Source organism: Infirmifilum sp. (genome assembly GCF_049970975.1).
Lineage (GTDB): Archaea > Thermoproteota > Thermoprotei > Thermofilales > Thermofilaceae > Thermofilum > Thermofilum uzonense.
The window spans coordinates 1-10,976 of sequence record NZ_JBMFLX010000042.1 but is presented as its reverse complement, the minus strand read 5'-3'; the positions used below and the strand labels follow the sequence as shown (position 1 = coordinate 10,976).

The 10,976-nt window shown below is 47.5% G+C and carries 11 protein-coding genes; 3 read left to right on the top strand and 8 right to left on the bottom strand.

The window, feature by feature from the left end; genetic code table 11:
• Positions 1-70: 70 nt before the first annotated feature.
• From ACP5KC_RS06810 to ACP5KC_RS06800, 3 genes are read right to left on the bottom strand one after another with little or no spacing between them, the layout of a single operon-like run.
• The gene (locus ACP5KC_RS06810) at positions 71-457 is read right to left on the bottom strand and encodes a RidA family protein (RefSeq protein ID WP_428287044.1); all 387 of its coding nucleotides are present in this window, start codon (positions 455-457) and stop codon (positions 71-73) included.
• Complete coding sequence (gene ilvA / locus ACP5KC_RS06805; RefSeq protein WP_424738924.1) at positions 458-1,678, bottom strand: threonine ammonia-lyase; 1,221 nt, start codon at positions 1,676-1,678, stop codon at positions 458-460.
• Positions 1,679-1,726: 48 nt separating this feature from the next.
• Complete coding sequence (locus ACP5KC_RS06800) at positions 1,727-2,632, bottom strand: PfkB family carbohydrate kinase (RefSeq protein WP_052884500.1); 906 nt, start codon at positions 2,630-2,632, stop codon at positions 1,727-1,729.
• 177 nt (positions 2,633-2,809) lie between these two features.
• Between ACP5KC_RS06800 and ACP5KC_RS06795 the strand changes: the two genes are divergently transcribed.
• From ACP5KC_RS06795 to ACP5KC_RS06785, 3 genes are all read left to right on the top strand, one after another.
• Entirely contained in the window at positions 2,810-3,823 is a 1,014-nt protein-coding gene (locus ACP5KC_RS06795) for a polyprenyl synthetase family protein (protein WP_052884501.1), read from the top strand.
• 28 nt (positions 3,824-3,851) lie between these two features.
• On the top strand, positions 3,852-4,622 hold the full coding sequence (locus tag ACP5KC_RS06790; protein WP_428287043.1) for an isopentenyl phosphate kinase: 771 nt from the start codon (positions 3,852-3,854) through the stop codon (positions 4,620-4,622).
• Positions 4,623-4,690: 68 nt separating this feature from the next.
• Positions 4,691-5,104: a secondary thiamine-phosphate synthase enzyme YjbQ gene (locus ACP5KC_RS06785; RefSeq protein ID WP_052884503.1), complete on the top strand. Its 414-nt coding sequence runs from the start codon at positions 4,691-4,693 to the stop codon at positions 5,102-5,104.
• Positions 5,105-5,160: 56 nt separating this feature from the next.
• On the opposite strand, the gene ACP5KC_RS06780 is transcribed toward ACP5KC_RS06785, so the two are convergent.
• The 5 genes from ACP5KC_RS06780 to ACP5KC_RS06760 form a co-directional block, all read right to left on the bottom strand.
• Positions 5,161-7,278 (bottom strand): acetate--CoA ligase, encoded by a 2,118-nt coding sequence (locus ACP5KC_RS06780; protein WP_273434202.1) that lies wholly within the window; start codon positions 7,276-7,278, stop codon positions 5,161-5,163.
• A 104-nt stretch (positions 7,279-7,382) separates the two neighbouring features.
• A complete protein-coding gene (locus ACP5KC_RS06775) occupies positions 7,383-8,420 on the bottom strand; it encodes a branched-chain amino acid ABC transporter permease (RefSeq protein WP_428287042.1) in 1,038 nt (345 codons plus the stop codon).
• Between the two features lie 6 nt (positions 8,421-8,426).
• Complete coding sequence (locus ACP5KC_RS06770) at positions 8,427-9,326, bottom strand: branched-chain amino acid ABC transporter permease (protein WP_052884506.1); 900 nt, start codon at positions 9,324-9,326, stop codon at positions 8,427-8,429.
• 21 nt (positions 9,327-9,347) lie between these two features.
• The gene (locus ACP5KC_RS06765; protein WP_273434198.1) at positions 9,348-10,058 is read right to left on the bottom strand and encodes an ABC transporter ATP-binding protein; all 711 of its coding nucleotides are present in this window, start codon (positions 10,056-10,058) and stop codon (positions 9,348-9,350) included.
• A gap of 1 nt (position 10,059) precedes the next feature.
• Positions 10,060-10,824 carry an ABC transporter ATP-binding protein gene (locus ACP5KC_RS06760; protein ID WP_052884932.1) on the bottom strand — a complete coding sequence of 255 codons (765 nt, stop codon included), beginning with the start codon at positions 10,822-10,824 and terminating at the stop codon, positions 10,060-10,062.
• Between the last annotated feature and the right edge of the window lie 152 nt (positions 10,825-10,976).

Here is a 10,976-nt window from a genome sequence, read left to right as displayed (position 1 = left end):
ACCACCAGGAGAAAAACTCTTTAGAGAGATGACCGGGAGCCGGCTCCCAGTGGGCAGCCGGCAGCAGTGTTTATCGTCTTGATGCTGCTATCACGGAGACTTCTATGAGAGCCCCTCGAGGGAGGTCGGCTACCTGGACTGTCACCCTAGACGGGGGGTCTTTCTGAAAGTAATAGGAGTATACCTCGTTAAACTCTTTGAACATCCCTAGATCCTTAAGGTACACAGTGACGTAAACAACGTCCTCGAGACTGGCGCCCACTGCTTCAAGGATCGCCTTTATGTTTTCAAATACGCGCTTCGTCTGCTCCCTTATACCCCCCGTCACTAGTTCCCCCGTTTTAGGATCTATCGGAATCTGTCCAGCTACAAAAATGAATCCTCCCGCCTTGACTGCCTGGCTGTAAGGTCCTATAGGCTTTGGAGCCTTATCAGTAAAAATTACCTCCTTTGTCATTCAAACCACCTCAAAGCTGAGACCTTGCTCCTTTAATCTTACAATTAGCAGGTTAATAACTTCACGTGAGGGGACCTCAATACCAAGAGTTACCTCTGCGAGGCCGGGAGCCACAAGAGGATTCACACGTTCATGCTCTATAGATATGATATTTAATCCCAGGTCAGCGACTACGTCAATAACTCTCTTCAACTGTCCTGGCCTGTCGGGAAGCATTCCCCGAATCTTGACCTGTCTACCCTCGACGAACAGCGTTTGTGTGATTATCCGTGACAATAGGGAGGGTTCAACATTACCGCCCGAGACCACAGCAACAGCCCGCTTACCTTTAACGTCGATGGCCCCTGAAAGAAGTGCTGCCACAGATAGTGCACCCGCGGGCTCGGCGACGGTCTTAGCTCTCTCCAATAGGACGAACACCGCTCTCGCAGTGTCCTTGTCGTCCACTAGAACCATGTCGTCAACGACCTCCTCCATTATCTTCAGCGTCAGTTCCCCAGGCTTTTTAACAATGACGCCGTCGGCTATGCTGAACACGTTAGGTGTCTCCACAAGCTTACCCTGCTTATAAGAGAGATACATTGCTGGCGCACCAGAGGGTTGAACACCAATGATCTTTATCTTATCATTTAGCTTCTTGAGAGCGACAGCAATACCTGAGATTAGCCCTCCACCCCCCACAGGTACGACTACAACGTCGACTCGATGTGCATCCTTGAAAATCTCGACACCAATGGTACCTTGTCCTGCTATGATGTCTGGATCCTCAAACGGATGGATGAAGGGCATCTTCTGGGCGTTAGCAAACTCCAGAGCCTTCCTGTATGATTCGTCGTATGTTTCACCGTGCAGAATCACTTGCGCGCCATAACTTTTAGTGGCGTTGACTTTATAGAAAGGAGTGTAACGCGGCATGAAAATCGTCGCCGCAATGCCTAGCTGTGACGCCGAATAAGCCACGCCTTGAGCATGATTCCCCGAGCTTGCCGCCACCACTCGGGAAATCCCCTCCTTTTGCTTGAGCTTGCTGAGCTTATAGTAGGCGCCGCGAACCTTGAATGCTCCTGTTTTCTGAAAGTTCTCTAGTTTGAGTAAAACTTCGCCTTGAGTCATGTCGCTCAGAGTCTTGCTCGGCATTAAAGGTGTGTGGTGAATTACTGGTGATAGGATGTCATAGGCCTCTCTAATCCTGATGTTTATGTCTTCAACCAGTGAGCTCATATTGCATATATTCATGATAATATTATAAAAAAATTAACGGCGAAGAATTTATAGTTCCTTTATATTCATTAAAACCTTCTCAGCCCTACCGGCTAGTTCCCATCTATTCTTCAAGCCATCTATTCCGGGTTTCTCGACAAGGTAAGAGGTGGCTGCAGACGCATAACTTGCAGCCTCTTTTATGTCGCCCGAGCGCTGATACTCAATAGCAAAGACAGTTGTAAAGACGTCCCCGGCTCCAGTTCTATCGACCACACGGCTGGATTCAGCTGGGGGTACAAAGAAGGTTTTATTAGACGTAGCGATATACGCCCCGATTTCCCCAAGTGTTACAAGGGCTACTCCAGCACCCAGCTCTACGAGCTTTTTGGCAATAATCTCTGGCGGAAGATCGCCGAGGAGTGTTTTACCCTCACTGATCTCTGCATGGACGATATCAGAGAGAGATGCCACAAGAGATGCCTCACGAGATGAGCTTAATATGACTCTTCGATCAGGTGTGACACGCCTTAAATAGCCTTGCAGGTCACTAGCCACTAGTGCGGCTTTCTCAGAAACCTCTTGGACAACTCCCGGCGAGACTTCACCGATGAGTGTCCCTATAATCGCTATATTACCTTTGAGTTTCTCTAGGGGAACATCACTTGACAAGATATCCTCGCAGCGTGAGAGCAGGTAGAGTGTCCGGTCAGAGTCCTCATAAATTAGTTTAAATTTAGTAGTAGGAAGATCTTTTGAGACAGTTATATAGGTGGTATCTACACCGCTTCTCGAGAGGAATAAGAAGTACTCGTCCGGGAAATCTATGCCAATCTTTGAGATAATGTGTGGCCTTGCTCTATGTCTAAGCGCCGCCATGGCGCCATAGGTCACTGTTCCGCCGAGATTTCGCCTCACGTTGCCCTTTCGCACGATTATGTCTACTACTAGGTGTCCAAGAAGAAATACATCCATGCGTAAACCCGTGGTTAGTTATAAAGATAAGTTAGAAATTATTTTCGGTGACACTTTGCAAAACACTTTTGTGATGAATCACCTCTAACCATTATAACGCGGCATATAACGTCATAAATAACCACATAATTGTTAAAAGCTTGAAAGGCCGGATAAGATTGTCATGGTGCCGTGTAAATGAGTGATCCTGTCAGTTTACTTGCAGAATATGGCAAGAAAATAGACCCAATAATGGAGAAATATTTGTTAAAAAATGCTAACCCGGAGTTCCAAGAAGCAGTTCTCTACCCAATTAAGATCGGTGGTAAAAGAGTCAGGCCTGCCCTGACTATTATTTCTGCACTAGCTGTAGGGGGTAAGGCCGAGGAGGCTTACCCGGCAGCTGCAGCCGTCGAGCTGGCTCACAATTACTCGCTTATCCTAGACGACATAATTGATCATAGCGAGGTTAGGAGGGGCTATCCCACTGTTTGGAAAAAGTATGGGCTCAGCACTGCGATCCTTGTAGCAGTTCACTATCGCGAGAGTATAGCTGACGCCTTGTCTGATACACGGGATCCTAAGACATTCCACGACATCATGGCTCGCACCATAAAACTCTTAACAGACGGAGAACGCCTCGACATACTCTTTGAGCAGAGTGGACGCGAGGACGAGCCCTACATTGTGGCTAACAGGTACCGAAAAATCTCACTAGAGGATTATCTTAACATGATCGAGAAGAAGACCGGCGTGCTCATCGAGACGTCATGTGTTTTTGGAGGCCTTTCGGTGGGAATAGTCGAAGAGGAAATTATTCAGGCATTAAGAGAATACGGCCGTAATATAGGCATCGCTTTCCAAATCAGCGACGACATAATTGATATTTTTGGGGACGCGAGGAAAACAGGCAAAAAGGTCGGAGGAGATATAAAGGAACATAAGCTGGGAAACGTTGTGGTTCAACTGGCCCTCGAGGAGCTAGGTGAAGATAGCCTTTTGTATAAGACTATTTCGAAGCCCGAGGTTTCCTGGGAAGAGGTTGCGGCAGCCGTCGACGAGATCAAGAAAACTAATGCCTTTAGACGTGCTGAGAAACTACGATCGGAATACACTCTTCATGCGATTTCCGCGTTGCAGAAACTACCTGCTAGTAATTACCGGGAAATGCTGCGTGAGCTTGCAGTGTTTATCGAGAAAAGAGAGTTTTAGTCAAGGAGATTTCGAGGGAGCAGAGGGCATGCTAGCGGTCATCAAGGTAGGAGGCTCGGCCATCACCGATAAAAACAGCCCCTACACGCTACGAGAAAATAACCTTAAGACTCTTTCGGAGCGCATAGCCAACTTGTACAGTAAGGGTGTTAGTCTCCTTATTGTCCACGGAGGCGGTTCCTTCGGCCACCCTACAGCTGCTAAGTATGGTCTTTCAGCGGGAGGAATATCACTTGAGAAAGCATTCGGGTTCGCAGAAACGCGGTACTGGATGAGCTATCTCAACCTACAGGTTGTCGAAAAACTCTTAAGTAAGGGGATCCCGGCAGTCGGGATCCAGACATCCGCTATAGCGGTCAGCATGAACGGCATCATGAGAAAACTCGACGTTGAGATTGTGCGAATGTTCCTGGAGAGACTAACAGTTCCTGTACTCTACGGCGACGCCGTCATAGACACTGTTCGCGGCTTGTCGATATTGTCGGGTGACGACATAGCCTCATATCTTGCTGTAGAGCTTAAGGCTGATACACTCGTATTCGTCATGGGTTCTGGAGGAGTGTACGATAGACCTCCAGGTCAGCCGGGGGCTAAGTTATTGCCCGCAATAAGACCAGGCTCAACTTTGCCTGAGAGTACCGAGGCTGGGATAGATGTCACAGGAGGGCTAGCCCATAAGTTGGAGTGTGCGTTTAAAGCCGTTAAGAGCGGGGTACGAGTTGCTATAGGAGGTCTTCAATACTTGGAAGAAATGGTTTATGGTATAGAGGCTCCATACACACGAGTCTTACCGGATTAATCCTGTTATTGATAGTGGAAGCTCTGAGAAGGCGAATTATATAAGCTTATACTCTATACAGCAAATCGATGCATGTCTTCACGAGAATTGTAGAAGTCTCATCGAGTGAGAAGTTCCAGTTGATCAACATAACCGGTTACGTGGAAAAAATAGTCAGAGAGTCGAATGTTAAGAATGGTATTTGCCTAATATTTGTACCTCACGCGACAGCCGCACTCATAGCTAATGAGAACGAGACAGGCCTCATAAGAGATATCCTGAATCAATTAAGGGAGTTGATACCGCCAAATAAGCCCTGGCTTCATAATAGGATAGATGATAATGCACACGCTCACATAGCCTCCGCGATAATAGGGGCTCACCTTGTCTTCCCGATACTTAACGGCCAACTCCTCCGCGGAACTTGGCAGGAAATATTCCTCGTGGAAATGGATGGCCCTAGGTCTAGCCGCAAGGTAGTAGTTCAAGTCTTGGGCGAGTAGAGCGTACAATCTCAAAACTAAAAATACTAGGATAATGATTTAACCTAATCAATAATTTATCTTGGCTTCACCAAGGTAACTTTCACATCTACTGCTAGTGCTCCCCGACCTTGCTCATAAACGAAGAATGGATTGATGTCTATGTCCTCTATTTCGGGAATATCCAGGGCGAGTTGAGAGATCTTCACTAAGGTGTCGATAACTGAGTCTATGTCTGAGGGGGGCTCGCCCCGGTAGCCTTTCAGTATAGTGTAGACCTTGGTCTCTTCAAGCATTTCGGCGGCATCCTCGAGTGCGAGAGGAGCTATTCGGAAGCTTACGTCTTTTATCAGTTCAACTAGTACTCCACCACTCCCAACCATTACGAGTGGCCCGAAGACGGGGTCTCGATGGATACCAATAACGACCTCCTTACCCTTCTCCGCCATCTTTCGTACAATTATGCCTTGCACCCTAGCAGAGGGGGCTTTCTTAGCCACGTTATCCATGATCTTGTTATAAGCCTCTAAAACCGCCTCATCACTATCAATGTTTAGGATTATGCCACCTATGTCACTCTTGTGGAGGATGTCCGGCGACTCCACCTCCATAACCACGGGATAGCCGAGAGCTCTGGCTGTCCTTAAGGCCTCCTCCGGTGACCTTACTAGGATTTTCTGTAGAACGGGTATCCCGTAGAACGACACGAGTCTTGCAGCCTCAGCAGGTGTTAGAACATATCTGCCCTCCCTTAAAACGCTCGAAATTAGTTCACGTGCCTTATCAATATCCGCTTGTACCTTGATGTGTGTTTTCTTCTCGACCCGTTCACGAATCTTAGAATACTTGTAGAGTATGCCGAGAGCCGCAATCGCCTTTTCGGGCGACTCATAGCATGGTATGTTGTTTTCAGTGAGAAAACTACATGCATTGCTTACCTCTTCTCCCCCGATGAAGGAAGCCACGATCGTCTTCTTGCTTCCTGTCTCTCTCACAGCTCTCACTAGGGCCTGTGCTATCTCGAGCGGGTTAGTTATCGCTGTATGACAATACAAAACCGCTACGGCATTCACCCTTGTGTCTAACAGGAGGTCTTTGAGAGCTCCATAGTATTGTTCAGCATCAGCCATGCCTGTCAAATCTATGGGGTTGAAAACACTGCCGAAAGGTGGCATGTGTTTCCTTAGTTTTCCAGCAAGATCCTCAGGTATATCCATCAACTTGACTTTCCAGTTTTCAGCGGCATCGGTAGCCATTATACCGGCTCCGCCACCGTTAGTCAAGATAACGACGTTTGGCCCAGTAGGCAAGTAGCTTTTCGCTAACGCAACAGCCCAGTCGAAGAGGTCGATAAAGCTGTCAGCAAGTAACACTCCGCTTTGCTTGAATGCAGCTTCGAAGGCTGCGAAGCTTCCCGCAAGTGAGCCTGTATGAGACTTTATTGCACCTGCTGTCCTGGCACCCCGTCCGGCTTTCAGGATTATTATTGGCTTCTTCCTGACCACACGTCTGGCAACCTCCATGAAACGGCGTCCATCTTCGATTCCCTCTAGATAAGCTGTTATTACACGGGTGTGATTATCCTCCTCGAAAAACTCTAAAAGATCGATCTCATTCACGTCGGCTTTATTCCCCAAGCTTACCAGATCCGATAACCCTATACCCTTAAGCTTAGTCCAGCCTACCAGCGCTATTCCCAAGGCGCCGCTCTGCGTTATAAACGCTATCTCTCCACGGCTCGGAAGCCCCTGGCAAAAGCTTGCATTAACATTTTTGACGGTGTCACATATTCCTACTATATTCGGCCCGAGCAGACGCATATTATACTTACGCGCGACCTCGACGAGTTTTCGCTCAAGCTCATAGTTACCAATTTCCTTGAACCCGCTAGTTATCACAGCTATGGCCTTCACCCCTTTCTTGCCCGCCTCGTCTATGATGTCGGGAACCGCGGGGGCTGGAACGACGATAACGGCGAGATCAACGTCGTAGGGGATCTCTAGCAGAGACCTATAGCATTTCAGGCCTAGGATTTCATCTGCATGGGGATTCACAGGAAATATCTTCTCTCTTGGAAACCCGGCTTCTAGAAGATTCCGCACAACCTGGTAACCAATTTTTTCAGGACTACGAGAGGCGCCGACAACAGCTATAGATTCGGGTCTGAGTAATAATTCTAGGGAAGACTTGGACAATGATTGCCACCATTCTATTCATGTAATCGTATTAAAAGTCTTTTTATAATTAAAGACTATAATACTTAACAATTTCCTAAAGCTATATTCAACAAATGACGAATTCAGCTAGAGCCTTGTTTTTCGCGCACCTCCAGGGTAGACCCGCTTACTGTTAGGGGAGGTTTCTCAGGTATAAGGCCCTCGGGACGCCACATTATAACCGAGATTAGGAGAACCCCGAACAAGATATACGAGAAATAGTTTATGTCGATGGGTAGGCTTACTTGCTGCTTTAGAAACGTTATGGATCTGTCTAAAGCGATGTATACTCCAGCACCGGCAAGAGGACCCATAGGACTTCCCTTACCCCCGATAACGACCATCAAGACAACAATGAATGTCTTCATAACTGTGAAATCATCGGGATTGACAGACCCTACGTAAAAGGCGTAGAGTACCCCTGCAATGGCAGCCAGCATGGAGCCGATGACAAGTACGATTGCCCTAATCTTAACTATGTCTCTGCCGAGGCTTTGAGCTGCCACCTGGTTATCACGAATAGCGCGCAGCACCCTTCCAAAGGGCGATGTTGTAAGCCTGTAATATAAAGCCCATATCAAGAGCAGAAGACCAATAGCAATGGCAAAGAAAGCAAGACTTCTCAGCTGAACAGGGAGAAAAGCAAGAAAATTGGGTACACCAGCACCAAAGGTTCCGCCCAGCAAGGGCTCGTAGTTTCGAGCAAATACCCGAACCAGCTCACTGAAGGCTATAAGGGTTATGCCTAGGTAATCTTCGCGCAGTCTCAGCGCAGGATAGGATGCGATCAACCCTAGGAACGCTGCAATTGGCAAAGCCACGATAAGTGGAACCACAAAGATGATTATCCCTAGCAAGGGATTTCTCGAAATATTTGAAGAGACTAGAGTTGCATACACCCAGCTTGTATTCTTGAACTCACCTTGCCATGTGGCGCCCACCAGCCATACACCTATGCGTGTCGCGAGAGCTCCAACAGAGTAAGCTCCCAGAGCATACATAGCCGATTTGGCAAAGTTTGGTATGCCTAGTTCACCATACTCTATTTCAACAGAGATGGCTAGAATCGCGTAGATGCTGTAGAGAACACCGAGATCCAATAGGAAAAGTAATAGGTCCACAAGTTTTCACCCTTTCCTGTTCCAGAGCGATGATAGTCCTCCTGGGGCTACCAGGAGAGTAAGAATTATAGCTGTAAAGGCAAGTGCCGGGCGGTACGCGGTGCTTAAACCAATGCTTGAGAGTAAGAATGTGAAGACTGTCTCTGAAAAGCCTAGGATATACGCGCCAAGGACACTTCCTGCAAGACTCGTCATGCCTCCGACAGTAGCGGCTGCGAATATGGAAAGTAGGATCGCGAATCCTGTGTCCGGGTTTACTGGCATTCTGAAGGGTAAAAATACCCCGGCAACTGCTGCAAGCCCACCTGACAAGCCCCAGCTTATCGTGAAGACTTTTCTTACATTTATGCCAAGTGTTTCTGCCAGAGAGGGGTTCTCAATTGATGCCCTCATAGCGATACCAAGTTTAGTCTTAAAGAGTAAGACGTATAGTAGAGCAAGCAGGAAAATGGTTGTTACCGTTGAGTATATGAGAACACCGCTAACCCTCGTGCCGGCTACATTATACATTATGTCGTTGAATATGAAGCCTCTCCCAAACACGTGTAGTGATGATTGAAGCAAGTCTGCGTAGATTTGGGTTGAGGCTCTAAGGATGATGTCAATCGCGATCGAGACAATCATCAGTGTTACTAGGTTGGCCTTGCCTCTAAGCTTGTCAAACACGAGCAAGTATACTCCTGCAGCTACAGCAGCTCCGACAAGAAACGCTATTGGAAGAAGCATGTAAGGCGTGACTCGCGTGAGTAGACTTGTTGTATAGGCTGCATATATTCCAACGACTGCGAAATCACCTTGCGCAAAGTTTGAGACCTTTGAGGTTAGCATGGTCAATGACAATCCTATGGAGAGCAGTGCTAGCAGGTTACTGTAAATGAGACCGTTCAGAAAAATCTCTTCTAACATAATCCAACCCTCATATACGGCTTAGACTCCTAGATAGAGCCTGGCAAGCTCCTCGCTTTTTAATAAATCCTGGGCAGGGCCATAGAACTTTGGCTGTCCGGAGACTAATAGGAGGGCCTTGTCACCAATTTCAAGCGCCTTCAGCGCGTTTTGTTCAACTAATAGTATCGAGAGACCATGATTCTTTCTGAGTTCGAGGACTTGTTGAAAAACTCTCGAGGCTAGCTTAGGTGAAAGGGCTGCTGTAGGCTCATCCATCATAAGTAGGAAGGGATTTCTGAGAAGCCCCATCGCTAGGGCTAACATTTGCCGCTCACCTCCGCTCAGCGTATGAACCTTCCTATTCATGAAGCGTTTAATATCTGGGAGGATTTCTAGGACGTTTTCTAACCTTCCCGTAAACTCGTCTCGGGGCAGGTCATGTGCCGCTAGAACGAGGTTTTCCCAAACGGTAAGGCTTTCAAAGGTGTTTCCGAGTTGTGGCAGGTAGCTTAGACCCAGGAGAGAACGCTTGTAGGGTGGAAGGTGTGTTATGTCGCGACCCCCGAGTATAACTCTCCCCCCAAAAATCCTAACGAGGCCAAACAGGCCTTTTAGCAAGGTGCTTTTTCCACTACCATTAGGTCCCACGATCACAAAGATCTCTTCCTTCTCTACGGTAAAGTTAACACCGGACACAATCTCCATTTTTTCATAGCCAACAGAGAGATTCTCGACAACTAGTAATCCCAACTTAGCCACCCAGGTAGGCTTCTACGACTGCCGGATGCTTCACTATCTCATCCGGTAATCCTTCGGCAATAACTTGCCCTTGATGCATGGCGATCACATGGTCTACATATTTCAGAGCTATGTCTAAACGGTGCTCGATGATTAGGAACGTTGTCCCGAGACCGCTTCGCAGTTTGGTAAGATACCCCATTATTTCATTTGCCAGGGATGGATTTACTCCGGCTAGGGGCTCGTCTAGGATGACTAGCTTAGGGTCGCTCATGAGTACACGAGCAAGTTCTAGGAGTTTCATTTGACCTCCGCTGAGTTCGCGTGCAGATGCATCCCAGAGTCTATCAAGGTTGAGTAAACGGAGAATGCTGAACGCCTTCTCGACATACTCTTTTTCCTTTATCCTCCAAACATTGTTTAAAAGTATCTCTATCACTCTTTCTTCGTAATAGCTTCTATCGGGGACCAGGACGTTCTCAAGCACACTTAGACTGGTGAATAACTGGGGGGTTTGAAAAGTGCGTGCGAGACCAAGCCGAAACCTTTCATGTGGTGAAAGTTTGGTGATGTCTAATCCGGAAAAATACACGTGTCCCTCGTCTGGCTGTAGGATCCCGCCTATGACATTTATCAGCGTCGTTTTCCCGCTACCATTGGGTCCAATTACGAGGGTTAGGGTTTGCGGCCTAACTGAGACGCTAACATTTTTTAGTGCTACAACTCCTCCAAAGCTTTTTGAAACATTCCTAGTCATTAGTAGTCCTTCACTCAGCATCTTAGCTCCCCACAGGTGACCAGGTGTCACTAGCTGTTGTGTATGTTGCCACGGTGACCCACTTGTAACCTTCCTGTGTTTTTACGATTGCCCATGCAGCGTAGTCTCCCGCTGATCTGTCTCCGTTTTGGTCTAGTGCTGTGTTTCCTGTT

Coding starts and splice junctions, on each gene's coding strand:
- ACP5KC_RS06810 (WP_428287044.1), bottom strand. CDS start 457: ATGACAAAGGAGGTAATTTTTACTGATAAGGCTCCAAAGCCTATAGGA.
- ilvA (WP_424738924.1), bottom strand. CDS start 1,678: ATGAGCTCACTGGTTGAAGACATAAACATCAGGATTAGAGAGGCCTAT.
- ACP5KC_RS06800 (WP_052884500.1), bottom strand. CDS start 2,632: ATGGATGTATTTCTTCTTGGACACCTAGTAGTAGACATAATCGTGCGA.
- ACP5KC_RS06795 (WP_052884501.1), top strand. CDS start 2,810: ATGAGTGATCCTGTCAGTTTACTTGCAGAATATGGCAAGAAAATAGAC.
- ACP5KC_RS06790 (WP_428287043.1), top strand. CDS start 3,852: ATGCTAGCGGTCATCAAGGTAGGAGGCTCGGCCATCACCGATAAAAAC.
- ACP5KC_RS06785 (WP_052884503.1), top strand. CDS start 4,691: ATGCATGTCTTCACGAGAATTGTAGAAGTCTCATCGAGTGAGAAGTTC.
- ACP5KC_RS06770 (WP_052884506.1), bottom strand. CDS start 9,326: ATGTTAGAAGAGATTTTTCTGAACGGTCTCATTTACAGTAACCTGCTA.
- ACP5KC_RS06760 (WP_052884932.1), bottom strand. CDS start 10,824: ATGCTGAGTGAAGGACTACTAATGACTAGGAATGTTTCAAAAAGCTTT.